This is a genomic window from Parasphingomonas halimpatiens (assembly GCF_036663795.1).
In the GTDB taxonomy this organism is placed as follows: Bacteria; Pseudomonadota; Alphaproteobacteria; order Sphingomonadales; family Sphingomonadaceae; genus Sphingomonas.
This window is the reverse complement of the sequence record NZ_JAXOJP010000008.1, coordinates 1-26,523: the sequence shown is the minus strand read 5'-3', so window position 1 is coordinate 26,523 and position 26,523 is coordinate 1. Positions and strand designations below refer to the sequence as shown.

The 26,523-nt window shown below is 64.4% G+C and carries 28 protein-coding genes; 18 read left to right on the top strand and 10 right to left on the bottom strand.

The genetic code is table 11. The annotated features are described in order from the left end of the window. Positions 1-19: 19 nt before the first annotated feature. The 4 genes from U1839_RS10465 to uvrB are packed head-to-tail and all read right to left on the bottom strand — an operon-like array spanning position 20 to position 3,267. Positions 20-340 (bottom strand): HigA family addiction module antitoxin, encoded by a 321-nt coding sequence (locus tag U1839_RS10465; RefSeq protein WP_332803583.1) that lies wholly within the window; start codon positions 338-340, stop codon positions 20-22. Then, entirely contained in the window at positions 312-593 is a 282-nt protein-coding gene (locus U1839_RS10460) for a type II toxin-antitoxin system RelE/ParE family toxin (RefSeq protein ID WP_332803582.1), read from the bottom strand. Before U1839_RS10460 ends, U1839_RS10465 begins: the two co-directional genes overlap by 29 nt. Next, a complete protein-coding gene (locus U1839_RS10455; protein ID WP_332803581.1) occupies positions 590-1,009 on the bottom strand; it encodes a hypothetical protein in 420 nt (139 codons plus the stop codon). The genes U1839_RS10460 and U1839_RS10455 overlap by 4 nt, the downstream gene beginning before the upstream one ends. A gap of 59 nt (positions 1,010-1,068) precedes the next feature. Then, the gene (uvrB, locus tag U1839_RS10450; RefSeq protein ID WP_332803580.1) at positions 1,069-3,267 is read right to left on the bottom strand and encodes an excinuclease ABC subunit UvrB; all 2,199 of its coding nucleotides are present in this window, start codon (positions 3,265-3,267) and stop codon (positions 1,069-1,071) included. A gap of 83 nt (positions 3,268-3,350) precedes the next feature. Here uvrB and U1839_RS10445 point away from each other — a divergent pair, with 83 nt between their 5' ends. Then, a complete protein-coding gene (locus U1839_RS10445) occupies positions 3,351-3,917 on the top strand; it encodes a DUF3617 domain-containing protein (RefSeq protein ID WP_332803579.1) in 567 nt (188 codons plus the stop codon). 79 nt (positions 3,918-3,996) lie between these two features. Beyond that, positions 3,997-4,515 carry a DUF3617 domain-containing protein gene (locus tag U1839_RS10440; RefSeq protein ID WP_332803578.1) on the top strand — a complete coding sequence of 173 codons (519 nt, stop codon included), beginning with the start codon at positions 3,997-3,999 and terminating at the stop codon, positions 4,513-4,515. A gap of 9 nt (positions 4,516-4,524) precedes the next feature. Here the strand turns inward: U1839_RS10440 and U1839_RS10435 are convergent, their stop codons facing one another. Further along, the gene (locus U1839_RS10435) at positions 4,525-4,977 is read right to left on the bottom strand and encodes a hypothetical protein (RefSeq protein ID WP_281125920.1); all 453 of its coding nucleotides are present in this window, start codon (positions 4,975-4,977) and stop codon (positions 4,525-4,527) included. Positions 4,978-5,244: 267 nt separating this feature from the next. Here U1839_RS10435 and U1839_RS10430 point away from each other — a divergent pair, with 267 nt between their 5' ends. The 3 genes from U1839_RS10430 (at position 5,245) to U1839_RS10420 (ending at position 8,124) form a co-directional block, all read left to right on the top strand. Then, a complete protein-coding gene (locus tag U1839_RS10430; protein WP_281125921.1) occupies positions 5,245-5,496 on the top strand; it encodes a helix-turn-helix transcriptional regulator in 252 nt (83 codons plus the stop codon). A gap of 5 nt (positions 5,497-5,501) precedes the next feature. Beyond that, positions 5,502-6,008 (top strand): hypothetical protein, encoded by a 507-nt coding sequence (locus U1839_RS10425; protein WP_332803577.1) that lies wholly within the window; start codon positions 5,502-5,504, stop codon positions 6,006-6,008. Between the two features lie 190 nt (positions 6,009-6,198). Beyond that, positions 6,199-8,124, top strand: coding sequence for a CocE/NonD family hydrolase (locus U1839_RS10420; RefSeq protein ID WP_332803576.1), 1,926 nt, complete (start codon positions 6,199-6,201; stop codon positions 8,122-8,124). A gap of 5 nt (positions 8,125-8,129) precedes the next feature. Here the strand turns inward: U1839_RS10420 and U1839_RS10415 are convergent, their stop codons facing one another. Beyond that, positions 8,130-8,525 carry an endonuclease domain-containing protein gene (locus U1839_RS10415; RefSeq protein ID WP_332803575.1) on the bottom strand — a complete coding sequence of 132 codons (396 nt, stop codon included), beginning with the start codon at positions 8,523-8,525 and terminating at the stop codon, positions 8,130-8,132. Positions 8,526-8,632: 107 nt separating this feature from the next. On the opposite strand from U1839_RS10415, the gene U1839_RS10410 reads away from it, so the two are divergent. Further along, positions 8,633-9,571, top strand: a complete 939-nt coding sequence (locus U1839_RS10410) for an IS1595 family transposase (protein WP_332803574.1) — start codon at positions 8,633-8,635, stop codon at positions 9,569-9,571. 199 nt (positions 9,572-9,770) lie between these two features. On the opposite strand, the gene U1839_RS10405 is transcribed toward U1839_RS10410, so the two are convergent. Further along, positions 9,771-10,865 (bottom strand): S1 family serine peptidase, encoded by a 1,095-nt coding sequence (locus U1839_RS10405; protein WP_332803573.1) that lies wholly within the window; start codon positions 10,863-10,865, stop codon positions 9,771-9,773. Positions 10,866-11,065: 200 nt separating this feature from the next. Then, complete coding sequence (locus U1839_RS10400; protein WP_332803572.1) at positions 11,066-12,583, bottom strand: fumarate hydratase; 1,518 nt, start codon at positions 12,581-12,583, stop codon at positions 11,066-11,068. A gap of 91 nt (positions 12,584-12,674) precedes the next feature. Here U1839_RS10400 and U1839_RS10395 point away from each other — a divergent pair, with 91 nt between their 5' ends. Next, on the top strand, positions 12,675-13,844 hold the full coding sequence (locus U1839_RS10395; RefSeq protein ID WP_332803571.1) for a serine hydrolase domain-containing protein: 1,170 nt from the start codon (positions 12,675-12,677) through the stop codon (positions 13,842-13,844). Between the two features lie 62 nt (positions 13,845-13,906). Then, a complete protein-coding gene (locus U1839_RS10390; protein ID WP_332803570.1) occupies positions 13,907-16,555 on the top strand; it encodes a putative bifunctional diguanylate cyclase/phosphodiesterase in 2,649 nt (882 codons plus the stop codon). A gap of 41 nt (positions 16,556-16,596) precedes the next feature. Here U1839_RS10390 and U1839_RS10385 read toward each other — a convergent pair whose 3' ends face one another. After that, positions 16,597-17,154, bottom strand: coding sequence for a hypothetical protein (locus tag U1839_RS10385; RefSeq protein WP_332803569.1), 558 nt, complete (start codon positions 17,152-17,154; stop codon positions 16,597-16,599). A 129-nt stretch (positions 17,155-17,283) separates the two neighbouring features. Here U1839_RS10385 and U1839_RS10380 point away from each other — a divergent pair, with 129 nt between their 5' ends. From U1839_RS10380 to U1839_RS10360, 5 genes are all read left to right on the top strand, one after another. Continuing rightward, entirely contained in the window at positions 17,284-17,952 is a 669-nt protein-coding gene (locus U1839_RS10380; RefSeq protein WP_332803568.1) for a response regulator, read from the top strand. After that, positions 17,949-19,337: an ATP-binding protein gene (locus tag U1839_RS10375; protein WP_332803567.1), complete on the top strand. Its 1,389-nt coding sequence runs from the start codon at positions 17,949-17,951 to the stop codon at positions 19,335-19,337. The genes U1839_RS10380 and U1839_RS10375 overlap by 4 nt, the downstream gene beginning before the upstream one ends. 134 nt (positions 19,338-19,471) lie before the next feature. After that, positions 19,472-20,194 (top strand): haloacid dehalogenase type II, encoded by a 723-nt coding sequence (locus U1839_RS10370; RefSeq protein ID WP_332803566.1) that lies wholly within the window; start codon positions 19,472-19,474, stop codon positions 20,192-20,194. A gap of 442 nt (positions 20,195-20,636) precedes the next feature. Further along, positions 20,637-22,622, top strand: a complete 1,986-nt coding sequence (locus U1839_RS10365) for a ribonucleoside-diphosphate reductase subunit alpha (RefSeq protein ID WP_332803565.1) — start codon at positions 20,637-20,639, stop codon at positions 22,620-22,622. 1 nt (position 22,623) lies between these two features. After that, positions 22,624-23,268, top strand: coding sequence for an endonuclease domain-containing protein (locus U1839_RS10360; protein WP_332803564.1), 645 nt, complete (start codon positions 22,624-22,626; stop codon positions 23,266-23,268). Between the two features lie 2 nt (positions 23,269-23,270). Here U1839_RS10360 and U1839_RS10355 read toward each other — a convergent pair whose 3' ends face one another. After that, the gene (locus U1839_RS10355) at positions 23,271-23,513 is read right to left on the bottom strand and encodes a DUF2171 domain-containing protein (protein ID WP_332803563.1); all 243 of its coding nucleotides are present in this window, start codon (positions 23,511-23,513) and stop codon (positions 23,271-23,273) included. A 74-nt stretch (positions 23,514-23,587) separates the two neighbouring features. Here U1839_RS10355 and U1839_RS10350 point away from each other — a divergent pair, with 74 nt between their 5' ends. Genes U1839_RS10350 through U1839_RS10330 form a run of 5 tightly spaced genes read left to right on the top strand, consistent with a single transcriptional unit; the run spans position 23,588 to position 26,430 of the window. Next, a complete protein-coding gene (locus U1839_RS10350) occupies positions 23,588-23,860 on the top strand; it encodes a hypothetical protein (protein WP_332803562.1) in 273 nt (90 codons plus the stop codon). Further along, the gene (locus U1839_RS10345; protein WP_332803561.1) at positions 23,857-24,051 is read left to right on the top strand and encodes a hypothetical protein; all 195 of its coding nucleotides are present in this window, start codon (positions 23,857-23,859) and stop codon (positions 24,049-24,051) included. Before U1839_RS10350 ends, U1839_RS10345 begins: the two co-directional genes overlap by 4 nt. After that, positions 24,051-24,392 carry a hypothetical protein gene (locus U1839_RS10340; protein ID WP_332803560.1) on the top strand — a complete coding sequence of 114 codons (342 nt, stop codon included), beginning with the start codon at positions 24,051-24,053 and terminating at the stop codon, positions 24,390-24,392. The genes U1839_RS10345 and U1839_RS10340 overlap by 1 nt, the downstream gene beginning before the upstream one ends. 4 nt (positions 24,393-24,396) lie before the next feature. Further along, positions 24,397-25,464, top strand: coding sequence for a ribonucleotide-diphosphate reductase subunit beta (locus tag U1839_RS10335; protein ID WP_332803559.1), 1,068 nt, complete (start codon positions 24,397-24,399; stop codon positions 25,462-25,464). 15 nt (positions 25,465-25,479) lie between these two features. Beyond that, positions 25,480-26,430: an AIPR family protein gene (locus U1839_RS10330; protein ID WP_332803558.1), complete on the top strand. Its 951-nt coding sequence runs from the start codon at positions 25,480-25,482 to the stop codon at positions 26,428-26,430. Positions 26,431-26,523 lie beyond the last annotated feature (93 nt).

Below are 26,523 nucleotides of genomic sequence, written 5' to 3'. Positions count from 1 at the left end.
GGGCCGCGCTCAACCGGCATCACGCCGCGCGCGGGACGATCCGGTCCAGTTCGCCGTTGAGCGCCCGCTTGGCCTCGACGATTTCATAGCGATCCTGCAGCCGCAGGAAAAAGCCTTCGGAAAGGCGGAAATAGCGCGCAAGGCGCAGATCGAGTTCGGCGTCGATCGGGCGCGCGCCATCGATCACCGCAGCGATACGTTCCGGCGCAACGCCAACATCGCCGGCAAGCTGCTCGACACTCAGGTCTTCCGGTTCGAGGAATTCTGCGACCAGCAACTGCCCGGCATGCTCGTTCTCGAGCCAGCGCGGATCAGTGATAGTCGGTGATTTCGACGTCATATGCGTCACCGTCCTTCCAGACGAAACATATGCGCCATTGCATATTAATGGAAATGGAATGTTGTCCAGCGCGATCTCCGGCGAGCGCGTGGAGGCGGTTCCCGCGGATGCTCGCCAACTCGGCGAGGCTCATGACAGCATCGAGCATCGTCAAGCGCCGCATCGCCCGTTGCTGAATATCCGGCGGCAGCACGCGACTTTCCTCGCGGTTCCAGATGAGTTCCGCTTCGGGGTCGGCGAAGCTCCTGATCACGGCTGCATTGCCAGTAGAATGTCCAGGCGTCGAAAGACCGTGTCAGCAGGCCGCTTGGCATGCCAGAAGCGCAGCCCATTAACATTGGTACCGCTGATTGCGCTTGCTGCGGCCGACGGGCTGGAATGCTCGATCCCGCTGGAGTCGACCCAACGACCGTTCCTGATTGAGGCGCGATATTCGGTGCCTTTGTAGAGCGCCTTCAGTTCGGTGCCGTCTGGCAAACCGCCACCGCGCAAAGCAAATAAGGCTGGCACCTTAACCTGGCCATCATCCGAATCGGTATCAACGGTTGCTCCCGAAACGCCGAATTCGATTCCAAGGAGGTCGCGCAACACCTCATTATAGCTATGGTTCTCGTGCTGCCGTCGAGCGGTCAGCGCCTTGTAGACCTCAAAGTCGATATCGATCTGCATAGTCCGCTCCGCTCTTTCGAGCTAATAGAGCGTAGAGACCTATTTGTCAACGCCCTGCCCTATCGCCCCTTCCGCGCGCCGCCCATCCGCATCTTCTGGCTCTTGCCGTAGCGCGTTTTGCGCGTGCCGGGCTTGCCCTCGTTCGATCGGCCCATCACCGGCGCGCGCTGCTGGTCGACCGGCAGGCCGAGCTCCTCCTGCTCGAGCGAGCGGATCTCGTCGCGCAATCGCCCGGCCTCCTCGAATTCGAGATCGGCGGCGGCGGCGCGCATCTTCTTCTCGAGTTCCTCGATATAGGCGCGCAGATTGTGGCCGACCATGTGCGGCCGGTCTTCGTCGATCGGGATCGTCACCTGGTCGCGCTGCGACACGTCGTTGATGATGTCGCCGATGTTCCGCCGGATCGTCGTCGGGGTGATGCCGTGTTCGGTGTTGTAGGCGACCTGCTTCTCGCGGCGGCGATTGGTCTCGTTGATCGCGCGCTCCATCGAGCCGGTCATGCGATCGGCATAGAGGATGACGCGCCCGTCGACGTTGCGCGCGGCGCGGCCGATCGTCTGGATCAGCGAGGTCTCGGAACGCAGGAAGCCTTCCTTGTCGGCATCGAGGATCGTCACCAGCCCGCATTCGGGGATGTCGAGCCCCTCGCGCAGCAGGTTGATGCCGACCAGCACGTCGTACACGCCAAGCCGGAGGTCGCGGATCAGCTCGATGCGCTCCAGCGTCTCGACGTCGGAGTGCATGTAGCGGACCCTGAGCCCCGCCTCGTGCATGAACTCGGTGAGGTCCTCGGCCATGCGCTTGGTCAGCGTCGTGACGAGCGTGCGATAGCCGGCGGCCGCGGTCTTGCGGCATTGCTCGATGCAATCCTGCACCTGGTCCTCGACCGGGCGGATCTCGACCGGCGGATCGATCAGCCCGGTCGGGCGGATGACCTGCTCGGCGAACACGCCGCCGGTCTGCTCCATCTCCCACCCGCCCGGCGTCGCCGAGACATAGGTGGTCTGCGGGCGCATCGCCTCCCACTCGTTGAAGCGCAGCGGCCGGTTGTCGATCGCCGACGGCAGGCGGAAGCCATATTCGGCAAGCGTCAGCTTGCGGCGGTGGTCGCCGCGCGACATGCCGTTGATCTGGCCGATCGTGACATGGCTCTCATCGACGAACAGCAGGGCATTGTCGGGCAGATATTCGAACAAGGTCGGCGGCGGCTCGCCCGGCATCCGCCCGGTGAGGAAGCGCGAATAATTCTCGATCCCCGCGCAACTGCCCGTCGCCGCGATCATCTCGAGATCGAAATTGGTGCGCTGCTCGAGCCGCTGCGCCTCGAGCAGCTTGCCTTCCGGCACCAGTTCCTTGAGCCGCTCCTGCAACTCGAACTTGATCGCCTCCATCGCCTGCTTGAGCGTCGGCCCCGGCGTGACATAATGGCTGTTGGCATAGACCCGGACGGAATCGAGGCTGGCGACCTTCTTGCCGGTCAGCGGGTCGAACTCGACGATCTCCTCGATATCGTCGCCGAAGAACGACACGCGCCATGCCGTGTCCTCATAGTGCGACGGGAAGATCTCCAGCGTGTCGCCCTTCACCCGGAAATTGCCGCGCTGGAACGCCGCGTCGTTGCGCTTGTACTGCAGCGCGACGAGCTTGCGCACGATCTCGCGCTGGTCGACCGTCTGGCCCTTTTTCAGGTCGAAGATCATCGCCGAATAGGTCTCGACCGAGCCGATGCCGTAGAGGCACGAGACCGAGGCGACGATGATCACGTCGTCGCGTTCGAGCAACGCGCGCGTCGCCGAATGGCGCATGCGGTCGATCGCCTCGTTCACCGAGCTTTCTTTCTCGATGTAGGTGTCGGAGCGCGGCACATAGGCTTCGGGCTGGTAATAATCGTAATAGCTGACGAAATATTCGACCGCGTTCTCCGGGAAGAAGCTCTTGAACTCGCCATAGAGCTGCGCCGCGAGGATCTTGTTGGGCGCGAGGATCAGCGCCGGGCGCTGCAGCGTCTCGATCACCTTGGCCATGGTGAAGGTCTTGCCCGAGCCCGTCACGCCGAGCAGGACCTGGTCGCGCTCGCCGGCCAGCGCCGCTTCGGTCAGCTCCTTGATCGCGCTCGGCTGGTCGCCCGCCGGCTGATATTCGCTGACAAGCTTGAACGCCTTGCCGCCTTCCGCCTTGGGCGGCCGCGCAGGCCGGTGCGGCACGAACTCCTTGCCGGTTTCGGGTTCGTCGAGCGAGGTGCGAATCTGGATTGCCATATGCGCGCAATATGGGAAGTTGCGCGCCAACCCGCAACAAAGCGGGAACGGTCGCATCAGCTCTTTTTTCGGGAGGTTCTGTCATGGCCCGTATACCGCTTTTCGCCACCCTAGCCCTGCCGCTTGCCGCGTGCGGATCGGGCGGGCCGACCGTCACCGCCACCAATGCCTCGATGGCCGAGGTCGCGACCAAGGTAGCCGCTGCCAATGCCGGTGGCGACATGATTTCGCCGGGCCGGTGGGAGGGCACGTTGACGATGCACGACCTCAAAATGCCCAATATGGACAAGTTACCCCCGGCGGCGCGCGCGCAAATGGAGCGTCGCATGGCAGCGGGCAAGCCGTTCGTCAGCTGCGTCACCGAGGAGCAGATCAAGGCCCGTAAGGGCTTCTTTACCGGCCAGGACAATGCCAACAAATCGTGCCGTTACGACCATTTCACCATGGCCGGGGGCAAGATCGATTCGGCAATGAAGTGCACCATGCCCACAGGTACGATGGCGATGGTGATGACCGGAACCTATTCGCCCGACGCCTACCATATGGAGATGACGAGCAATAGCGAGGGCAACGCCATGATCGGCGGCATGTCGATGACGGTCGACAGCAAGCGTGTCGGCGCGTGTCGCGGAACCCCGGACGAACATTGATCGCCGCCATCGGCAATCCACCTTGCCTTCGCCGCGCGTTGCGGGAATGACGCGATGGCGTTGACCGGGGAGTGAAAACATGCGGGGAATTTGGCTGATCGCGGGCACCGCGACCTTGTCGTTGCTAGCGGGCTGCGGCGCAAAGAGCGATGGCCCGGTGCGGCGTGAGCCGGGCAACTGGTCGCGCACGATCGAGATCGTTCGTTTCGCAGGAAAGGGAGCCACCCCGCAGGCACGCGCCGAGATGCAGGGCATGCTCGACGCGACCGCGGTCGCGACGCTGTGCCTGACGCCCGACGCGGCGGCCAAGGAAGATATTCTCAAGAACGTCCAGGGCGGCAATGTCGCCGGCCAGAACTGCGCCTTCGACAAGCCGACTTATGCCGGCGAGCATGTCGCGCTGACGGGCACCTGCAGTGTCGGCGCCGGCAAGCTCCGCCTGTCGATCAAGGGTACCTCGGGCGGTGCCGCACAGGACCTGCTGATGACCACCGAACAGCTCGATGCCAAGGGTGCGCCGGAAGGCGTTATGGAGATGCGGCTGCGCAGCCGGCGCAATGGCGACTGCAAGCCGGGCGACATCACGCCCCGGCCCTGACGCGCCGGCCTAGACCCGGCGATAGGCGACGCGCCACATCGTCCAGGCGATGCCGGCGCAGAACAGCGACAGGATCAGGCTCGTCGCCGCGCCGCTGATCCAGTGGAAAAGGATCGTGCGCGTGTCCATCGGCGGCATGACGAACAGCCCGAAGCCATAGGTCTGCCCGCACAGGAACAGCGCGAAGCCGGCCAGCGCGCCGATCGCCAGCGCAGTGCGCGGCCCGCGCCGGCCGCTGGCATGTGCGACGATCCACAACGGCCCGCCGATCGCGACCACCGCCATCACGGTAATGACCGTGCCGATGACGAAGCCGACCGGAAAGGCGAACCATGAGGATGGCCGCCCCGCCGCGACCAGCAGCACGGTGAGGACACCCCCCATCACGCCGCCCGCGGCGAGCGACAGCCCGGCACGGTCCAGCGACGTTTCGTAATGGCGATCCATGATGGCCTCAGCCAAGCCGATTCCCTCCCCCGAGATAAACTCATTTTATCACGCCCCGCGCCACTGCCAAAGGGGCAACAGGCTTTGTCCCGTTTCGGTGCGGGTCGCGTCGTCGTGCGAAAGAGCCCGGGGAGCGCTCCGTGAACGACACGCACCTCTCCTGCAGGCGTGCCGGGCGATGTTTTGCATCCCAAGGTCCATTCGACACCTGCCAGAGCAGTTCCCGCTTGACCGGGCCACGATCTATTGCGTAAACACAACAAATAGATTGGTAAACAGTGAGTGAGCGTGGAAATATACAACCGCATCGCTGTGTTTCGTGCCGAACGGGGTACGTCGCGTCGTGAACTGGCCGATGCGGTCGGGGTGAACCCCCAGACGATCGGCTATCTCGAGCGCGGCGACTATAATCCCAGCCTCGAACTGGCGATGCGCATCGCCGGCTATTTCGACGTCGCGGTCGACCATCTGTTTTCGTTTCAACCGTTCGAATCGGTCGCGGTGACGCTGCGACGGGTTGACGCTCAGGGGTGACCTGCATGACCCGTTCACTCATCAACCGCCTCGACGACATTGCCTATCTGACGGGCATCCCGCAGCTTTCGAAGCGGCTGGCCAAGCAGCAACAGCGCCGCCGCCACCTGCGCTGGTGGCCGATCGTGGCGCTGACGATCGCGACGATCGGGCTGTGCGTTAGCTTTGTGTCTGCCCATCCTGCGATCGGATTTGCGCTGCTCGTCATGGTTCAGGGCTGCGCGGGATTCCTGTCGCTGTTCGGCCCCGTCAAGCCGCTGGGCGCGATCGAGGGAGTCGACGAGCGCGACATCCAGGTGCGCCGCAGCGCCTATCTGTTCGGCTTCGCTGTCGTAAGCCTCGTCTTGAACATCGGAATAGGCCTGGTGATCGCGCTGGGCTTTTTCGCGCTTTGGTCCCGCGACGCGCTGCTCGACGGCCTGATGGCATTGTGGCTCTACGCCATCATCCTGGTCGCAAAACTTCCGACGCTGTACGCCAGCTGGGCGAGCCGTCCGATCGATGAAGAATGAGCGCGGCGGTCGCCGTCGCTTCCTCGGCGGCGTAGCGCCATGGGCTTCGACGGTCTCTACTTCGCCCAAAGCCGGCCAGGACCGTTGGCTTTTCGCCACTGTCATCCTAGGCTAACACATCGCGCCGCCGCCCGGCGCGCTGCGCCCCCGGCTCGCCGATCAGGTGCCACGACAACAAAGGAAATCGCCCATGCGGCTCGGATACGCGCTCCTCGCCACCACGCTCCTGTCCGGTGTCGCGTTCGCCCAGACCGCGCCCGCCCCGAGCGCGCCGGCGCTCGCCGTGCCGGGTGGCGATATTCCGGCGAAGTTCACCCCGCCGGCCGACAGCAACGACTATATCAAGCGCGTCGAGATGATCCCGATGCGCGACGGCGTGAAGCTCTACACCGTCATCGTCATCCCGAAGAACGCCGTGAACGCGCCGATCGTGCTGACGCGCACGCCGTACAACGCCGCCGGGCGCGCCAGCCGCAGCGACAGCCCGAGCATGCTCGCGACGCTGCCGCTGGCCGATGAGCCTTTCGTCAAGGCGGGCTATATCCGCGTCTATCAGGACATCCGCGGCAAATATGGCTCCGAGGGCGCCTATGTCGTGACCCGTCCCGTCATCGGTCCGCTCAACGCGACCAGCGTCGACCATGTCACCGACGCCTATGACACGATCGACTGGCTGGTGAACAAGGCCAATTTGCCGCAGTCGAACGGTCGCGTCGGGATGATCGGTTCGTCCTACGAGGGTTTCACCGTCGTGATGGCGCTGCTCAAGCCGCATCCCGCGCTCAAGGTCGCGGCGCCGGAAAGCCCGATGATCGACGGCTGGATGGGCGACGATTGGTTCCATCATGGCGCCTTCCGCCTCGCCAACATCGCCTGGCTCGGCGGGCAGACCGGCTTCAAGGGCGCGGGGAAGGCGCCGCCGACCGGTGGTTATGACGATTACGACAATTTCCGCGACATCGGTTCGGCCGGCGCCTGGGCGAAGAAGGCGGGCTATGACCAGCTGCCCTATTGGCAGAAGATGGTGGCGCACCCTGCCTATGACGGCTTCTGGCAGGGCCAGGCGCTCGACAAGCTGATCCTGACCAACCCGTCCGACGTCCCGACGATCTGGGAACAGGGGCTGTGGGACCAGGAGGACATGTATGGCGCGATCCATAGCTGGCAGGCGCTGAAGGGCGCCGGCAAGCTCGGCAACAACCACCTCGTCATGGGGCCGTGGCGCCACAGCCAGGTCAATCGCGAGGGCCGCAGCCTCGGACCGTTCCAATGGGACGGCGACACCGCGCAGCAGTTCCGTGAGCAGATGGTGGTGCCCTATTTCAATCAGTATCTGAAGGACGGTCCGGCGGTGACGCTGCCCGCCGCGACGATCTACAACACCGGCGAAAATCACTGGGACCGCTTCGCCGACTGGCCGCTCGCCTGCGCGAAGGATTGCCCGGCGCCGCTCACGCCGCTCTATCTCCAGGCCGCCGGCGGACTCGGCTTCTCGGCGGCGGCGAGCGGTGAGGACAGCTATGTGTCCGACCCGGCCAAGCCGGTGCCGCATCTGCCGCGCCCGGTGAACTTCAACGACGGGCGCTGGGGCGACTGGCTGGTCAGCGACCAGCGCGGGGTCGATGGCCGGCCCGACGTGCTGACGTGGCAGACGCCGGTGCTGAGCGATGCGGTGCGCGTCTCGGGCGTGCCGATGGCCGACATCTTTGCGAAGACGACCGGCACCGACGGCGATTTCATCGTCAAGGTGATCGACGTCTATCCGGCCGAGAACGCCACCGACCCGAAGATGGGCGGCTATCAGCTGGCGATCAGCATGGACATCTTTCGCGGCCGCTACCGCCAGAGCTTCGAGCATCCCAGCGCGATCCCGGCGGGCAAGGTGCAGGAATATAAATTCCGCCTACCGGCGATGAATCATGTCTTCCTGCCGGGGCACCGCATCATGGTGCAAGTTCAGTCGAGCCAGTTCCCGCTCTACGACCGCAACCCGCAGACCTATGTCCCGAACATCTTCCTCGCCAAGCCGGGCGACTATAAGAAGGCGACGGTGTCGGTCACCTATGGCGCCGCGGGCGCCAGCGCGGTGTTGCTCCCCGTGGTGGCGGCGAAGTAGCCAACCTATTCCTCCCCATGCTTTGCATGGGGAGGGGGACCAGCGAAGCTGGTGGAGGGGAAATCCGCGCGCTCCACTCCGCAGGCGCTCATGATGGCGCGCGACACCGCATCCAGATCCTGCATCACATCAAGCGCGGCGATCCTCATCACCCGCATTCCCTGCCCCGCACACCACGCGTCGCGGACGATATCGCGCTCCGGCCGATCGCCACGCGCATGAACTTCACCATCGACCTCGATCACCAGCTTTACCGCCGCGCAGTAGAAATCGAACACATACGGCCCTGTCGGGTGCTGATGCCGAAACTTGAACCCGCCCGGACGCGTCCGCAGCCATTGCCACAGCCGCACTTCCGGCGGCGTCATCGTGCGCCGCAGTGCCCGTGCGCGCTCCACCATGCGTCGCGTTGGTGGCATTTCCCCTCCACCACTTCGTGGTCCCCCTCCCCATCTGCGATGGCACTAATATACTTGACTCAGTAGATTTGAAGGTCTAGGTGAGGTGCATGGCACACGAACCACGCACCCTCATCGAAGCAATCCGGTACTTCGCAGACCCGGAAGTCGCGCTCAAGCACATGGTCGAGCTTCGCTGGCCGGACGGCGTGTATTGCCCGCACTGTGGGCGCACGGACGTTCGCTACATCGCGACGCGCCGCATTTGGGAGTGCAAGGAGAAGCACGCCAAGCGCCAGTTTTCGGCCAAGGTCGGGACGATCTTCGAAGATAGCGCCCTTCCGCTCGACAAGTGGTTCGTCGCCATCTGGCAGGTTGCCAACTGCAAGAACGGTATCAGCTCTTACGAGATGGCGCGCGCGCTCGGCATCACGCAAAAGTCGGCTTGGCACATGAACCACCGTATCCGGCTGGCGATGAAGCTCGGCACCATCGAGAAGATGGATGGCCATATCGAGAGCGACGAAAGCTACATCGGCGGCAAGGTCGCCAATCGCCACAAAGGCGACCCAAAGAACAAGCGCGGCACCGCTGGCAAGACTGCCGTCATCGGTGCCCTACAGCGTGGCGGCAACGCCGTTGCAGAGGTCATCGAGAACACTGACACCGCAACCCTCGACGGCTTCGTCCATGCCGTGGTCGCTCCCGGTGCCAAGGTTTCGACCGACGAGCATTCCGGCTATCGTCACCTTGGCCGCACCTTCACGCATGGCTTCGTCAGCCACGGCGCTGGCGAATATGTGAAGGGCGATCACCACACGAACAGCATCGAAGGCTTCTGGGCTTTGCTCAAGCGGTCGATCAAGGGTACCTATATCAGCGTTGAGCCGTTCCACCTCGGCCGGTACGTTGACGAGCAGGTGTTCCGCTTCAATGCCCGCAAGGGCAAGGACGGCGACCGCTTCGCCCTCGCGCTGTCGGGCATCATCGGGCGCAAGCTCACCTATCGGGAGTTGACTGGCAATGCAGCCATCGCAAGCGCCGCCTGAAAGCCCCGCCAAGGGCGAGGAAAGCCACCCGCAACCCGAGTCTTTGTCACGTTTCAAGAAGCTGGCAACGGCGCTGTTCCGGGTGAATCCGGAGGAGTTTCGGGAGGCTCGACTAAAGGACGAGGCAGAGCGACGCGCCAAACGTGGTCCGTGACGCTGTATCGCGGACGCTGGACGTGGAAGCGTAGGAAGTTGCGGGTTAGTTAGCCTCTTCCGGCCTAACGGTTGTCGCCTCGGCCGCCATGGCCGCGTTAATCTCTGGCTGGCGCAGTGTTCTAAGCGCGGGCATCTCCAGCACCTCGGCGATATGGTGAGCTGGTATGACGCATGTCATGCCGCTCAAACCTACCACGTAAGCGCCATCAACGATGAGATCCTTCCGGGCCTCGGCTAGAGGCTTCCCGCCTTTCATCTCCCAGAGTTCGGGAAATTGACCCCAGTGAATACCAAGAAACTGAAAGAACGTTTCTACGCGGACCCTACCTTTCGCGCGATTGCTATTGGTTGCCGAAAGCTCGAAATTAACTAGCTCAACCTTCTCACCGCGAAAATCATTGGTGAAGTCGCTCCCAAAGGTTCGGTATACAAAGACCGGGGAGCCCGAAAATCCCGAGCGAGAGTGCATGTCAACGATGTAGCTTTCGCCACGGTATCCAGTCGGCTGCGGTATTTTCGCCGCTGGGTTCGGCAGCATGCTTACGTTGCCAAATCTGGCGCTTGGAACGTTGGTAGCTTGGCCGGCATGGTCGACGAAAAGCCCCAGCATAAATACGTCATCGCCGATCCCGACCTTGGGTCCGTAAGGGTCCGGAGCGAAGTGAAACGACCTAGTGGATATCGTCGAAACGGCATGAATTTTCGGGTCGATGTTTAGTGGTACTACCGCCACGTCATATTTGCCGAACAGGCAATGCCAGTCCTCAGGCCCAAACTCGATAATATCCGTTTGGCCATCCAGCGTGTTCAGGCGGACAATCGGCGCACCGCCCCTGACGGCCACATGCCAGTTAGTGAGCCCATAGAAATGGTTTCCTGGAACCCTGGTGGGTAATTCGTGGGGCGAGTTATGCCCATATCCCTCATAGCGCACGACGAAGCCCGAGCCTTGAGGGCTATTTCCCGCGAGCGCGTCGTCCATCGTTTCGTAAAGGTAGAAAACGGCGTTTATGACATTCTGCGGAATATAGGGCATTCCTACCGGCACCCACCTTGTCTGAGGGACGCCAGCGGAAGACCGGAAATCGACCGGCACCCGGCGAAACTGCAGATCGCTTAAATCAATAATATGGGCCACTGCCCGTCCTTCCCATCTAGGAAGGGACTAACTACTGAGTCAAGTATGTTAGTCCCATCTGCGATGGGGAGGAACGATCAGGCCAGCTTATCGCGTCAAATCAGAGGTGCAACCGCGAGCGACACCCCCCTTTCCTCCCCATGCGAAGCATGGGGAGGGGGACCGCCGAAGGCGGTGGAGGGGAAAGCCGCGCCCTTACCTCACGCCAGCAGCTTCTCCCGCGCGATCTTCTCTTTCCACACCAGCGGCGCGAGCTGGTGGACATTCGCCCCGTCGCTATCCACCGCGACCGTCACCGGGAAATCGCTGACCTCGAACTCGTAGATCGCCTCCATCCCGAGGTCCTCGAACCCGACGACCTTCGAGCCCTTGATCGCGCGCGCGACGAGATAAGCCGCACCGCCGACCGCCATCAGATAGGCGCTCTTGCCCTCCGCGATCGCCTTCGTCGCATCGGGCCCGCGCTCGGCCTTGCCGACCATCGCCAGCAACCCTTGCCCGAGCATCATGCGCGTGAAGCTGTCCATCCGCGTCGCGGTGGTCGGACCGGCCGGGCCGACGACCTCTTCGCCGACCGGATCGACCGGGCCGACATAATAGATCACGCGGCCCGCGAAATCGACCGGCAGCGGCTCGCCACGATCGAGCATGTCCTTGATCCGCTTGTGCGCGGCGTCGCGGCCCGTGAGCATCTTGCCGTTCAAGAGCAGCCGGTCGCCCTGCTTCCAGCCCTGCACGACCTCGGGCGTCAGCGTGTCGAGATCGACGCGGATCGCGGCCTTGTCGGGCGTCCAGTTCACATCGGGCCATTCGTCGGGCTTCGGAGCGTCGAGATAGGCCGGACCCGAGCCGTCGAGCGTGAAATGCGCATGGCGCGTCGCCGCACAATTGGGGATCATCGCCACCGGCTTGCCCGCCGCATGGCACGGCGCGTCGAGGATCTTGACGTCGAGGATGGTCGACAGCCCGCCCAGCCCCTGCGCGCCGATGCCGAGCGCATTGACCTTGTCGTAGATCTCGATGCGCAGCGCCTCGATGTCGGTCTGGGCCCCGCGCGCCTTGAGCGCGGCCATGTCTATCTGTTCCATCAGCGCCTTCTTGGCGAGCAGCACGCAATGCTCGGCGGTGCCGCCGATGCCGATGCCGAGCATGCCCGGCGGGCACCAGCCGGCGCCCATCTGCGGCAGCATCTCGAGCACCCAGTCGACGATCGAGTCGCTCGGGTTCATCATCTTGAACTTCGACTTGTTCTCGCTGCCGCCGCCCTTGGCCGCGACGTCGATCTGCACCCGGTCGCCCGGCACCATATCGACGTGCAGCACGCACGGCGTGTTGTCCTTGGTGTTGCGGCGCGTGAAGGCCGGATCGGTCAGCACCGAGGCACGCAGCTTGTTCTCCGGGTTGAGATAGGCGAGCCGCACACCTTCATCGACCACATCCTGCAGCGAGCGCGACGTGTCGTCGAGCCGGCAATCCATGCCCCATTGGACGAACACGTTGACGATGCCGGTGTCCTGGCAGATCGGCCGGTGCCCCTCGGCGCACATCCGGCTGTTGGTCAGGATCTGCGCGATCGCATCCTTCGCCGCCGGCCCCTGTTCGGCGTCATAGGCGACACCCAGCGCGCGGATATAATCCATCGGGTGATAGTAGGAGATGAACTGCAGCGCGTCGGCGACGCTCTCGATCAGATCGGCGGTGCGAATGATGGTGCTCATGGGCAGCCCCATAACCAGCCCGCAGACCTTTCGCTACTGCTTGACCGTAGCCCGTCACGCGCGTCTGATCCGGGCAAAACGGGAGGTTGCCATGCGCAGGATCGTTGCCCTCATCCTCGTCTTGCTCGGCCTTGCGGCGGCGCCACCCGCGGGCGCGCCGGTCCGCATGCTCGATGGGCGGCGTCTCTCGTCCAGCGAGATCGACGCTGCGGTGCGCGAGCTGATGGCGGCAACGCGGACGACCGGTCTCGGCGTGGCGTTGATCCGCAACGGGCGTGTCGTCTTCCTGCGCAGCTATGGCATGCGCGACGTCGCGGCGGGCCTGCCGCTGACGCCCGATACGGTGATGTACGGCGCGTCGCTGACCAAGGCGACCTTTGCCTGGTTCATCATGCAACTGGTCGACGAACGGCGAATTGACCTCGACCGACCGATCGCTGCCTATCTGCCCAAACCGCTTCCCGAATATCCCGACTATGCCGTTCTCGCCGGCGACTCACGCTGGCGCCAGCTGACCTTGCGCATGTTGCTTAACCACAGCAGCGGCTTCGCCAATCTGCGGCGTTTCGAGCCCGACCAGAAACTCCGCTTTCACCGCGATCCCGGAACGCGCTACGGCTATTCGGGCGAAGGGATCGAACTGGCGCAGTTCGTGGTCGAACAGGGGCTTGGCCTCGATGTCGGCGCCGAGATGCAGCGCCGCATCTTCACCCCGCTCGATATGGCCCATACGGGCATGACCTGGCAGGCCGGCTTCGGCGACAATGTCGCACTGGTCTATCCCGACGACGCGCCGGCGAAGGTCTTCAAGCATCGCACGCGCGCCGATATGGCAGGATCGATGGCGACCTCGCTCGCCGACTGGTCGCGCTTCCTCGCCATGGTCGCGCGCGGTGACCGGCTGAGTCGCCAGGCCCGCGCCGAGATGGTGCGATCGTCGATCGCCATCGACAGCCCGTCGCAATTCCCCACGCTGAACGACCAGCGCACCGACCGATGGAAAGCGATCCGACTCGGCTATGGCGTCGGCTGGGGTCTGTTCGACACGCCCTATGGTCACGCCTTCTTCAAGGAGGGTCATGACGACGGCACCTCCAACTACGCGCTGTGCATCGAGCGCCGCCGCGACTGCATCCTGTTGCTGGCCAATGACAACAAGGCCGAGTCGATCTTCGTACCGCTGGTCGATCGCCTGCTCGGCCCGGTCGGGCTGCCATGGCCATGGGAGGGCTATCGCCCCTACGACGCTCAAAATGGGTAGGTCGCAACCCTAATTGATCTCAAGCAAACTTTTCAGCAAGGATGCTTTGCTAGACACGTCATGTGATCACCCCGCTTCACCCCTTTCGTGCCATTGCCGGTGCCGCCGGCGGCCTGCGCGATGATCTCGTGCCGGGCGCGGTGGTGGCCGAAGCACATGACGAGTCGCTGCGCGATCAGGTCCGGCAATTGTCCGCCGCCTGGCCGCTGGTGCTGCTGGCGCTCGCATCGACCGGCGGACTCGTCGACCATGTCGCACGAATGCTCGGCCGCCCCGACATCGTCGCGCGGGTCATGCTGCATAACGGCCTGATCGGTGCGCTCGGGCTGGTCGTTCTCATCGCGCTGAAGCTGCCCTTTACCCATCGCTGGTCGCCCCATGCCAAGGTCCGGCTCGCGACGGTTTCTGCCGCAGGCATCGCCGTCAGCCTGCTTTCGCTGCTGTCGATCACCGCCGGCTTTCCGATCGGCAATTACCGCCTCGCCAGCTTCGTGGCGGTGTTCGGCACGATCATCATCACCGTCGTCGCGCTGCATCCGGTGCGCGCCGCCACGCTCGGCTTCGCGACGGCGATGGTCGCGACGATCGGCGTGCAGGCCGGGCCGGGCCTCGTCTGCGGGGTCGGCGTCGCGGCATTGCTGTGCCTTGCGCTGGCGACCTATCGCCTTGCGCGATTCGACGAAGCCAATGCGCGTCAGCGCGACCGGTCGCAGATGCAGGGCCGCATGGCGACCCGCCTGATCGCCGAGTTCGAATCGCACTCGACCGGCTGGTTCTGGCAGACCGACAGCGAGGGCCGCGTGACCTATTTGTCGGAAAAGGTCGCCGCCGAACTCGACCTGCCCGACATGCCGGCGATCGGCGAGATGCTGACCGCGCTGTTCCGCGTCGACAGCGTGCTGCCCGAAACCGAGCGCACGCTCGCCTTCCACCTGTCCTCGCGCACCGCCTTTTCAAACTATTCGGTGCGTCCGGCGAGCGCGAGCAAGCTCGAACGCTGGTGGTCGATCTCGGGCCGGCCGATCGCCGATGATCTGGGCCGCTTCCAGGGTTTCATCGGCTCGGGCAGCGACCTGACCGAGCGCCGCCGCGCCGATGCCGAGATCACCCGCCTCGCGCTGTTCGACGGCCTGACCGGCCTCGCCAACCGCCAACGCATGCGCGTCTCGCTCGACCAGACGCTGCACCAGCCAGGCGGCGCGCATCGTGCTTCCGCGCTGTTCCTGCTCGATCTCGATCGCTTCAAGGCGGTCAACGACACGCTCGGCCATCAGACCGGCGACAGCCTGTTGAAGCAGGTCGCGCAACGGCTGCAGCGCAGCATCGGCGAGGCCGGACTGGTCGGCCGGCTCGGCGGCGACGAGTTCGAGGTCATCCTGCCCGGCCTCGCGCAACGCGACCGTCTTGCTGCGCTGGCGACCGAGGTCATCGCCGCGCTCTCCCAGCCCTATTTCATCGACGGCTCGTCGATCACGATCGGCTGTTCGATCGGCATCGCGATCGCGCCGGAGCATGGCGAGGACGCCGAAAAGCTCGTCCGCAATGCCGATCTCGCGCTTTATGCCGCCAAGGCCGACGGGCGCGGCATCCATCGCTTTTTCCGCGAGGAATTGCTGGTCGGCGCGCAGAGCCGCAAGGAGCTCGAAGACGATCTCCGCCAGGCACTGGCGCACAACCAGTTCCACGTTGCCTATCAGCCGGTGGTCAGCACGATCAGCGAGCGGATCGTCGGTTACGAGGCGCTGGTGCGCTGGAACCACCCAACGCGCGGCGCCGTCTCGCCGAGCGATTTCATCCCGGTGGCCGAGGAATGCGGGTTGATCGAATCGATCGGCGAATGGGTTTTGCGCACCGCCTGTCTCGAAGCGGTCAACTGGCCGCGCGACGTGCGCGTCGCGGTCAATGTCTCGCCGATCCAGTTCGCCAACCCCAATCTGCCGACGATCGTCACCAACGCGTTGGCGCGCGCCGGGCTTTCGCCGGGCCGGCTCGAGCTGGAAATCACCGAGGGCGTGTTCCTCGACGACAATGCCTCGTCCGAAAGCATGTTCAAGCTGTTGAAGGGCATCGGCGTCCGTCTCGCGCTCGACGATTTCGGCACCGGATATTCCTCGCTCGGCTATCTCAAGAAAGCGCCGTTCGACAAGATCAAGATCGACCAGAGTTTCGTGAAAGGCGCGGCGATCGCCGGCAACCGCAATGCCGCGATCATCAAGGCGATCGTCACGCTCGCCGACACGCTGGGCATGGAAACCACCGCCGAAGGGGTCGAAACCTTCGACCAGATCGAGCTGATCCGCGCACTCGGCTGCAGCCACATCCAGGGCTATGTCTATGGCAAACCCGCCCGCGCCGACGACGTCGCGCAGCAACTGGTCGTCAATGGCGGCCAGGCGACCGCGACCGGCTATCGCGTCAGCCGTGCGCCACGCACCACCATGCTGCGCAGCGCGCGGATCGCTGCGGGCGGTGCGGAAGGCGAGGTCCGGATCCGCAACATCTCGTCGACCGGCGCGATGATCGACGGGATCGAAATCAGCGGCGATGCGAAGGACGTCGACATCATGATCGAGCTGCTCGAGGACCAGATGTTTCCCGCCAAGCTGCGCTGGGCGGCAGACGGCAAGGCCGGCCTCGAATTCGCCCAGACCTTCAACCTCGAGCGGCTCAACCCGGCGACGGTCGCCAATCCCGCACGCAAGGCCGGCTGACACCACCGCCCGGCAACGCTGCCGGACGGTGGTATCGCGCGTCACTTGCCGGTGGTGGCCGGTGCCGGCGCTGCGATGGCGGGCGCGGCGGGCACGCAGCCCGGCGCGTGTGGCGGGCCGTCGCGATCGGGGCCATCGCGGCCTTCGGGGCCGTCGCGCCCCTCTGGACCGCCACGTCCCTCCGGACCGCGATGGCCGAAGTGCCGGCCATGCCGCGGGCCTACCGGCGCGACCGTGCCGTTCTGGTCGACCAGGAACGAGGCATGCAGCTGGCCATCGTCATAGCGCCCCTGCACCGTCAGCGGCGCGCCGGCCTGCAGGTCGCGGGCGGCGCGCCCGGCATCGACCATCGTCCGGCCGCTACCATCGGCGATCACGAAGCGATCGCCATAGACCTCGGCAACCTTGCCCTTGACCGTGACGATCCCCTGCCGCTGCGCCAGCGAAGAAATCGCCACCGCATTGGCCGGCGCCATCTCGACCGCCGGCCGCGTCATATGCGCGACCGCCCCGCCGCCCGCCGCGCCCAGCACCAGCAGCGCCGCGCCGCCCAGGCCGAGCGTCGCCCGGCGTGACATCAACTTGCTCATATCGACCATCTTGCTTCTCCTTTGCGTGTCGTGTGTCCTCCCTCTACCCTCGTCCTGCCGACGCGCGCTGAACCCGGCCGTTCAGTTTCGGTTTAGCGCCACGCCCTAACCGACCGGCGAGGAATGAGAGGCGAGACGATGCGGATCCTGCTGGTCGAGGACGACACGGCGCTGGCCGAGGGCATCGCCAGGGCGCTGCGCCGCGAGCATTTCGCGGTCGACCTCGCCGCCAATGGCGAGGACGGCGCGCATCTCGGCGATACCGGGCGTTATGACGCCGCGGTGCTCGATCTCGGCCTGCCGGTGAAGCCGGGCATCACCGTGCTGCGCGAATGGCGCGCGGCGGGGCGCGACCTGCCGGTGCTGATCCTCACCGCGCGCGACGGCTGGTCGGACAAGGTCGAGGGGTTCCGCGCCGGCGCCGACGATTATCTCACCAAGCCGTTCCGCGTCGAGGAACTGGTCATGCGGCTGCGCGCGCTGGTCCGCCGCGCCGCCGGGCATGCCGCCGCGGTCATCACCTGCGGTCCGCTGGCGTTCGACGCGCAGACCGGCCAGTTCGAGCTCGACGGCCTGCCGCTGCGCCTCACCGCGTTCGAATGGCGCGTGCTGTCGGCGCTGATGCTGCGCAAAAGCGTGGTGATCGACCGGCTCGACCTGCTCGAGCGTGTCTATGAGACCGATACCGACCCCGATTCCAACTCGCTCGAGGTGATCATCGGCCGGCTGCGCCGCAAGATCGGCGCGACGATGATCGAGACGGTGCGCGGGCGCGGTTACCGCCTCACCGACGGCGTCATGGCATGAGGCTGTTGCCGCGTTCGCTCTATGGCCGGCTGGTGCTGCTCTCTGTGGTCGCGACAATCGCCGCGCTGGCCTTTGCCGCGCTGGCGATCGGCACGATCCTCGAACGCTTCGTCACCGCGGGGCTCGACGACCGGCTCGACGCGCAGATCGCGCTGCTCGCCACCGCCGTCCGCCCCGATGGCAGCATCGATGCGGCGCGCGCGCCCGTCGCCGCGCCCTATGACGATGCCGAGTCGGGCTGGGGCTGGCGGATCGTCGCGCCACGCGGCACGCTTGCCTCGCCGACGCCGCCCGAGGCCGAGGGTGCGGGCCTGCTCCCTGCCCCGCCGCCGCCCCGCCCGCACGACGACGATCGCGATGAGGCGCGCGAGCGTCATTGGGGTCGCGACCCGCACCCGTTCGATCTGCGCGGCGCCAATGGCCGCGTCCGCCATGCCCGGCGGCTGACGGTGGCGACCGCTGCCGGCCCGGCGACGATCATCGCCGCCGCGCCGCGCAGCATCGTCGCGCGGCCGATCCGTGCCGCGATGCCGCCGCTGCTCGGCTCGCTCGCGCTGCTCGGCGTGGCGCTGGCGTTGGCGACTTTGGTGCAGCTGCGCCTCGGCCTGCGCCCGCTCGGTCGACTACGCGCGTCGATCGCGGCGATTCGTGGCGGCACCGCGCAGCGCCTGCCCAGCGACCAACCGACCGAACTTGCCCCGCTCGCTGCCGAGCTCAACGCGCTGCTCGACCAGAATGCCGCGCAGCTCGCCAGCGCGCGCGGCCATGTCGCCAATCTCGCGCACGGCCTCAAGACCCCGCTCGCCACGCTGGCGGTGGCGCTGCGCGAGCCCGGCCGCGACCCCGATGGCAGCCTCGCCGCCGAGGTGGCGCGGATCGACGGCGCGATCCGCCACCATCTCGGCCGAGCGCGCGCCGAGGTGCCGGGTGGCGCGACCCGCCGGCGCAGCGCGCTCGCCCCGGCAGTGACCGCGCTCGCCGCCGCGCTGGCGCGGATCCACGCCGATCGCGCCATCGCCTTTGCCGCCGATGTCCCGCCCGATTTGCAGCTGGCGATCGACGCGCAGGATCTCGACGAGCTGCTCGGCAACCTGCTCGACAATGGCTGGCGCTGGGCGACCCATGAGCTCAGCCTGACCGCGACCGTGGCTGGCGCCATCGCCACGATCACGATCGCCGATGACGGCCCCGGTATCCCCCCCGCCGCGCGCTCTGCCGCGCTCGAACCTGGCCGCCGGCTCGACGAGGCGGGCGAAGGCCATGGCTTCGGCCTGTCGATCGCGCGCGAGCTGGCGGAACTGCACGGCGGCGCGCTGGCGCTGGGCGAGGCACCGGGCGGTGGGCTGGCAGCGGTGGTGACCTTGCCGGTGGCGGCCGGAGCCTGAGCCAACGACCCTTCCCCGGCGAAGGCCGGGGCCCAGGTGGAAAGGTCATCGTAAAGCAGCGCTGCGCGTCGTAATCAGCGTTATCCAACTGGGCCCCGGCCTTCGCCGGGGAAGCAGAAATGAAGGAGTCCGGCATGCCGATCCGCGCCCTCGCCTTCGACGTGTTCGGCACGGTGGTCGACTGGCGCACCAGCATCGCGCGCGAGATGGCGCCGTTCCTCGCCGCGCATGGCCGGCCCGACATCGACCCCGCAGCCTTCGCCGATCAGTGGCGCGGCCTCTACCAGCCGGCGATGGAGGAATGCCGCAGCGGCCGCCGGCCCTATACCAGGCTCGATATCCTCAACCGCGAGACGCTCGAGACTTTGCTCGCCCGCCACGACATCGCCCCGGCGTCGATCGCCGAGGAGGCGCTGGTCGAAGCGGCGCATGCCTGGCGCCGACTCGATCCGTGGCCCGACTCGGTCGCCGGGCTGACACGACTCAAGGCGCGCTTCCCGATCGTCACGCTGTCCAACGCCAACACCGCGCTGTCGCTCGCGATGGCGCGCCGCGCCGGCCTGCCCTGGGATACGATCCTCGGCGCCGAATCGACCGGCCATTACAAGCCGCTGCCCCAGGCCTATCGCGGCACCGCCGACATTCTCGGCATCGCGCCGGCCGAGCTGTGCCTCGTCGCCGCGCATCACAGCGACCTCGCCGCCGCGCGCGCCTGCGGCCTCGCCACCGCCTATGTCGCGCGGCCGCTGGAATATGGCGGCCGTCCGGCGCCCGATCGCGCTGCGGCACAGGCGTGGGACCATGAGGCGACCAGCCTCACCGACCTCGCCGACCGGCTCGGCGCGCCGCCGGTCTGACACCACGTGACCCCCTCGCGATTGTGGCATTATCGATGACATAACATTCACAAAAAATCTTGCGTTCCCTGTTCGTCCCCTTGCCTTTCGCGAACCCGGCGGAAGTCCGCGCGTCGCGGCATTGCAGCATGCCGACGGATGCCATGAGCCGACTCAAAATAGCGACGAACCGAGTCATGAAAGAGTCATTTACCGTCTTGCGTCGCGCGGCGATCGGGCACAATCTGTTGGGGTTGAGTTCGGGGGCGAACCCAAGAACTGGTAGAGCGATCACCGCAACACCATATTGCGGCACTGAACCACCTGCGCATCTTTCGCGCGGGGGAGGACAGATTTCGCTCTCCGTCGGGGCGCCCGCGATGGTATCATGGGGGTTCGCCCCCGATTCGAACGGACAGGGAACACGGGTCGCGGGGCCCGGGTTGAAAAGGGCGGCAGACAGATGGATTTCAGGGACAGTCAGGAAGCGAATGTGAACATGGCCAGCGACACGATCGACGCCGTCCCGGCGAGCACGGCCCCCGCTGAGGCGGCGAAGGACATGCGCGCGCCCGCGACGAGCGACGGCGCGGCGAACGAGCGCAACGGCGCGGCGCGCAAGCTCGAGACGCGCGGCGATTCGAAGGAAGTGCGCGCGCAGCTCTACCCCGTCGAGGTCGATCATTCGCGCGACGCGCTGCTGACCGATTTCGGCAAGGAGACGTTGTCCGACCGCTATCTGCTGCCGGGCGAGAAGTTCCAGGACCTGTTCGTCCGCGTCGCCTCGGCCTATGCCGACGATGCCGCGCACGCGCAGCGCCTCTACGACTATATTTCGCGGCTGTGGTTCATGCCCGCCACCCCCGTGCTGTCGAACGGCGGCACCGGGCGCGGCCTGCCCATCTCCTGCTTCCTCAACTCGGTGCCCGACAGCCTGGGCGGCATCGTCGACACCTGGAACGAGAATGTCTGGCTCGCCTCGCGCGGCGGCGGCATCGGCACCTATTGGGGCAATGTCCGCGGCATCGGCGAGCCGGTCGGCCTCAACGGCAAGACCAGCGGCATCATCCCGTTCGTCCGCGTGATGGATTCGCTGACCCTCGCGATCAGCCAGGGCAGTCTCCGCCGCGGGTCGGCCGCGGTCTATCTCGACATCTCGCACCCCGAGATCGAGGAATTCCTCGAGATCCGCAAACCCTCGGGCGACTTCAACCGCAAGGCGCTCAACTTGCACCACGGCGTGCTCGTCACCGACGCCTTCATGGAAGCGGTGCGCGAGGGCGCCGAATGGACCCTCACCAGCCCCAAGGACGGCAGCGCCCGCGCGACGGTCGATGCCCGCTCGCTTTTCCAGAAGCTGGTCGAGACCCGTCTCGCTACTGGCGAGCCGTACATCGTCTTCGCCGACCATGTGAACAAGGCGATGCCCAAGCATCACCGCGATCTCGGCCTCAAGGTCTCGACCTCCAACCTGTGCTCGGAAATCACGCTGCCGACCGGCAAGGACCATCTCGGCAACGATCGCACCGCGGTGTGCTGCCTGTCGTCGCTGAACTTCGAGACCTGGGACCAGTGGAAGGACGCCAAGGGCTTCATCGAGGACATCATGCGGTTCCTCGACAATGTCTTGCAGGACTTCATCGACCGCGCCGAGCCGGGCATGGAGCATGCCGCCTATTCGGCGATGCGCGAGCGTTCGGTCGGGCTCGGCGTGATGGGCTTCCACAGCTTCTTGCAGGCACGCGGCCTGCCCTTCGAGGGCGCCATGGCCAAGAGCTGGAACATGCGCATGTTCAAGCACATCAAGGCGCAGGTCGACGAGGCCTCGATGCAGCTCGCGGTCGAGCGCGGCCCCTGCCCCGACGCCGCCGACATGGGCGTGATGGAGCGTTTCAGCTGCAAGATGGCGATCGCGCCGACCGCCTCGATCAGCATCATCACCGGCGGCACCAGCGCCTGCATCGAGCCGATCCCGGCCAACATCTACACCCACAAGACGCTCAGCGGCTCGTGGTCGATCAAGAACCCCTATCTCGAAAAGCTGCTCAACGAGAAATCGAAGAACAGCGACGCGGTGTGGAACTCGATCCTCGAACTGGGCGGCTCGGTCCAGCATCTCGATTTCCTCTCCACCGAGGAGAAGGACTGCTTCAAGACCAGCTTCGAGATCGACCAGCGCTGGATCCTCGAGCTCGCCGGCGACCGCGCGCCCTATATCGACCAGGCGCAGTCCTTGAACCTGTTCATCCCGGCCGATGTCGAGAAATGGGACCTGCTGATGCTCCATTTCCGCGCCTGGGAACTGGGCATCAAGTCGCTTTATTATCTCCGCTCCAAATCGGTGCAGCGCGCCGGTTTCGCCGGCGGGGTAGAGAGCGACAACACCATCGACGCGCCCAAATTCGAGGTCGAATCGCGCGATTACGACGAGTGTCTGGCGTGCCAGTGAGGTGGCGCTAGCAAGTCCCCCTCACCCTTCCGACCCGGCGGGTCTCCCTCCCTCTCCCACAAGGGGAGAGGGAAACCAGGAATCGTACCCAATCTCCTCTCCCCTTGTGGGAGAGGAAGGGGCCCACGCGAAGCGTGGGAAGGTGAGGGGGAATGCGCAAGGTCTGACCAGGCGCCAGCTCCTGCCAACCAACACCGTCGCGCGTTCACGCGAACTGCGCCACAACGCCACGGACGCCGAGAAGAAACTGTGGCGCGCCTTTCGCGAGGCGTTCCCGCACGCGAAATTCCGCTTCCAGGTGCCGATGGGCCGTTTCTTTGCCGATTTCTTCTCGCACGCGGCCAGACTGATCGTCGAAGTCGATGGTGGCCAGCATGGCGAGGCCGAGTCCTACGACGAGAACCGGACACGCTTCTTGCAAGGCGAAGGCTACCGCGTTCTTCGCTTCTGGAACAACGATGTGTTGGGTAATCTGAATGGTGTGATCTCGACGATCGCGCCGCAAATTCCTTCTCCCCTTGTGGGAGAAGGTGGCGCGAAGCGCCGGATGAGGGGGAGTCCGGAACGCAACGTCCGCGTCAGTCCCCCTCACCCTTCCGACCCTACGGGTTTCCCTCCCTCTCCCACAAGGGGAGAGGGAAAGTGAGTTCAGGCCTCTTCCTCGAAGGTCACGGCGACGTCGCCATTGGCGCTGAGCCGCACCTGGTTGCCCTCGACATCGGCCACCAAGCCGAGCGAGATATAGTGATGGTGGCCCATATGGCGCCCGGCGCCGCTGTCCTGCTTGGTCAGCTTGATGCGCTCACCCTCGACCTTGTCGACGGTCCCGACATGGACGCCGTCGGCACCGATGACTTCCATATGTCCCCTGATCGCGCTTGCATCGGCCATGGTATCAGCTCCTTCGTTACGGTTGCGGACCCCCAACGCACGAAGCGCGCTTTGGTCGCAACGGAAATATAGGCATGATCGCGTCACTCTCACAGGGCTATGGCGTCGAGGCGTTGATCGCCGCGCTGGCCGGCCTGTGGCTGATCGCCACCGGCGGCAGCGACGGCGCCGACAAGTTCATGGCGCGCCGCGCGCCCGGGCCGGGCAGCGGCGCGACGGGCTATTTCAAAAAGGTCGCGGCGATCGACGCCGGCCATAAAAAGCGCCTCCGCTGGCCGTGGCGGCTGGCCGGCCTGATCATGGTCGCGGGCGCCGCCTTCTATCTCCTGCTAAGGTCGCCGGCATGATTCTCCCCGCCCCGCTCATCATGGCCGCCGTCGCCGCCACCAGCGCCATCGCTGCGATCGTCGTGCTGCTGCGCCCGGTGCGCAGCGAGGCCGGCAGCTATGGCCGCCGCATTGCCGGCACGATGTTCGCCGCCTTCGCGATCATTCTCGGCGGCTTCGCGGCGTCGCTCTGGTCGTGGGGCGCGCGGTGATGGGCTTTCCGCAGATTACCATCGGCAACCGCACCATTGGTGGCTCCGCTTCCTGGCTGCTGTTAACGGCCATCGTGCTCTGGTTGGGCGGCGGCGCAATACTCCGCGAAAAAGTCGGCTGGCCTGAGCATTACGGCTTTCAGTGCCACGGTCGCGGCTGCATGATTGACGAGATGGGTCATAGTTTGGCCTTGGTGCGGCAGGGCGGGTTCCTTCCTGACCTGCTATTCATCGACATCTGGTCGATCTTTGCGATCCCGCTTGCCCTCTTCGCCTGGACGAAGCTGCGCCGCCGCCCAGACAATCTTGAAACCACATCCTACATATCAGACCCGGAGTAAGCCCATGTCCCTCACCGAAGCCCGCAAGCAGTACAAGCCGTTCGAATACCCCTGGGCGTTCGAGTTCTGGAAGCGCCAGCAGCAGATCCACTGGATGCCCGAGGAAGTGCCGCTCGGCGAGGATTGCCGCGACTGGGCGCAGAAGCTGTCGGATCACGAGCGCAACCTGCTGACGCAGATCTTCCGCTTCTTCACCCAGGCCGATGTCGAGGTGCAGGATTGCTACCACGAGAAATATGGCCGCATCTTCAAGCCGACCGAGATCAAGATGATGCTCGCCGCCTTCTCCAACATGGAGACGGTGCACATCGCGGCGTACAGCCACCTGCTCGACACGATCGGCATGCCCGAGAGCGAATATGGCGCCTTCCTCGAATATAGCGAGATGAAGGACAAGCACGACTATCTGCAGACCTTCGGCGTCGACACCGACGAGGATATCGCCAAGACGCTGGCGATGTTCGGCGGCTTCACCGAAGGCTTGCAGCTCTTCGCCAGCTTCGCGATGCTGATGAACTTCCCGCGCTTCAACAAGATGAAGGGCATGGGCCAGATCGTCACCTGGTCGATCCGCGACGAGAGCCTGCACTGCGAGGGCATCATCAAGCTGTTCCACGCCTTCTGCAAGGAACGCGATTGCCTGACCAAGTCGGTGCGCTCCGACATCATGGACATGTGCCAGACGACGGTGCGGCTCGAGGACAATTTCATCGATCTCGCCTTCGAGATGGGTCCGGTCAACGGCATGACGCCCAAGGAGATCAAGAAATATATCCGCTACATCGCCGACTGGCGGCTGGGGCAGCTCGGCATGAAGCCGATCTACATGATCGACGAGCACCCGCTGCCATGGCTCGCGCCGATGCTCAACGGCGTCGAGCACGCCAACTTCTTCGAACAGCGCGCCACCGAATATTCCAAGGCCGCGACGCGCGGCAACTGGAACGAGGTGTGGGAAGGCTTCGACAAGCGGCAGAAAGCCAAGGCCGGCCCGGCGGCGAATGAGGATGCGGGCGTGGGAGCGGCTGGCGAGGGGGATATGTTCTCCAAGGCCGGGATTGCGGCGGAATAACTTTGGGGGCGAGTGATGAAACCGGAAGACCTTGACTATAAGAGCATTCTATCGCTCGCCTCGAAGCATATTGCCAAAGGACGCTCAGAATCTGCCGCATTCCTCAACTGGTTTCTCGAAGAAGTTTACAACCTGGACGACATTGAAGCCGATGACAGTATTTGTGACGGAAATTACGACCAAGGCATAGACGCGATATATGTTAACGACCTTGATCAAGAGGTCGTATTTTTCCAATCAAAGCTTTCCCAGAATTTTGCAAAGACACTCGGTGATGTCGCATTGAAAGAGTTTTCTGGCTCTCTCGGTCAATTCGACAGCGCCGAGAAGGTTGCCGCCCTAGCGGCTAACACAAAAAATTCTGAATTAAAGAAACTTGTAGAACGAAGTAAAATTCCGGAAAAGATTGGGACGGGCTACAAAATTAGGGGAGTTTTTATTACGAACGCGCTTCGTGATGAAAACGCCGTCGCCTTTCTCGGCAACCATTTGTCGATAACACTGTATGATCGGCAACGTATTGCGGAAGAATATATAGATATTAATGCCCCCGAAGGCGTGCAGGGCAAGACAAGTCTATCTGTATTCGAATCGCTAATGCTTATTTATGAGGCTGGCAGCCAAGCCACAATGTACCAGTTCATTACTCCGGCCTCTGATTTAGTTTCGCTGTCAGGCATCAGCGACTTCTCTCTTTTTGCTCAAAATGTCAGACTTCCTTTAGGAAACACTAGTGTCAATCGTGGCATTAGGGAAAGCTTGGGCCACAAAGAAACACATCCTTTATTCCCGCTATTCCACAATGGCATTACATTACTTTGTGATTTGGTGGACATTTCATCTGACGGTGAGACGCTCATCGTCACTAATTATGTAGTAGTAAATGGTGCTCAGACCGTTTCTACTTTATACAAAGATCGAGATAAGATTTCACCCGATCTCAGAGCCCGAGCGGAAAGTGGTTGAGCGATATCAGTAGGTTGTGATTCACCGTCGTTGTCGAGACGATAGGAGAAGCAGATGGCCTGGACTGATACCGCCCGCCGGCAACATAGGCGG

Coding starts and splice junctions, on each gene's coding strand:
- uvrB (WP_332803580.1), bottom strand. CDS start 3,267: ATGGCAATCCAGATTCGCACCTCGCTCGACGAACCCGAAACCGGCAAG.
- U1839_RS10335 (WP_332803559.1), top strand. CDS start 24,397: ATGTCCCTCACCGAAGCCCGCAAGCAGTACAAGCCGTTCGAATACCCC.
- U1839_RS10350 (WP_332803562.1), top strand. CDS start 23,588: ATGATCGCGTCACTCTCACAGGGCTATGGCGTCGAGGCGTTGATCGCC.
- U1839_RS10400 (WP_332803572.1), bottom strand. CDS start 12,583: ATGAGCACCATCATTCGCACCGCCGATCTGATCGAGAGCGTCGCCGAC.
- U1839_RS10375 (WP_332803567.1), top strand. CDS start 17,949: ATGAGGCTGTTGCCGCGTTCGCTCTATGGCCGGCTGGTGCTGCTCTCT.
- U1839_RS10380 (WP_332803568.1), top strand. CDS start 17,284: ATGCGGATCCTGCTGGTCGAGGACGACACGGCGCTGGCCGAGGGCATC.
- U1839_RS10385 (WP_332803569.1), bottom strand. CDS start 17,154: ATGGTCGATATGAGCAAGTTGATGTCACGCCGGGCGACGCTCGGCCTG.
- U1839_RS10420 (WP_332803576.1), top strand. CDS start 6,199: ATGCGGCTCGGATACGCGCTCCTCGCCACCACGCTCCTGTCCGGTGTC.
- U1839_RS10355 (WP_332803563.1), bottom strand. CDS start 23,513: ATGGCCGATGCAAGCGCGATCAGGGGACATATGGAAGTCATCGGTGCC.
- U1839_RS10415 (WP_332803575.1), bottom strand. CDS start 8,525: ATGGTGGAGCGCGCACGGGCACTGCGGCGCACGATGACGCCGCCGGAA.
- U1839_RS10340 (WP_332803560.1), top strand. CDS start 24,051: ATGGGCTTTCCGCAGATTACCATCGGCAACCGCACCATTGGTGGCTCC.
- U1839_RS10465 (WP_332803583.1), bottom strand. CDS start 340: ATGACGTCGAAATCACCGACTATCACTGATCCGCGCTGGCTCGAGAAC.
- U1839_RS10445 (WP_332803579.1), top strand. CDS start 3,351: ATGGCCCGTATACCGCTTTTCGCCACCCTAGCCCTGCCGCTTGCCGCG.
- U1839_RS10330 (WP_332803558.1), top strand. CDS start 25,480: ATGAAACCGGAAGACCTTGACTATAAGAGCATTCTATCGCTCGCCTCG.
- U1839_RS10395 (WP_332803571.1), top strand. CDS start 12,675: ATGCGCAGGATCGTTGCCCTCATCCTCGTCTTGCTCGGCCTTGCGGCG.
- U1839_RS10345 (WP_332803561.1), top strand. CDS start 23,857: ATGATTCTCCCCGCCCCGCTCATCATGGCCGCCGTCGCCGCCACCAGC.
- U1839_RS10370 (WP_332803566.1), top strand. CDS start 19,472: ATGCCGATCCGCGCCCTCGCCTTCGACGTGTTCGGCACGGTGGTCGAC.
- U1839_RS10455 (WP_332803581.1), bottom strand. CDS start 1,009: ATGCAGATCGATATCGACTTTGAGGTCTACAAGGCGCTGACCGCTCGA.
- U1839_RS10410 (WP_332803574.1), top strand. CDS start 8,633: ATGGCACACGAACCACGCACCCTCATCGAAGCAATCCGGTACTTCGCA.
- U1839_RS10365 (WP_332803565.1), top strand. CDS start 20,637: ATGGATTTCAGGGACAGTCAGGAAGCGAATGTGAACATGGCCAGCGAC.
- U1839_RS10425 (WP_332803577.1), top strand. CDS start 5,502: ATGACCCGTTCACTCATCAACCGCCTCGACGACATTGCCTATCTGACG.
- U1839_RS10440 (WP_332803578.1), top strand. CDS start 3,997: ATGCGGGGAATTTGGCTGATCGCGGGCACCGCGACCTTGTCGTTGCTA.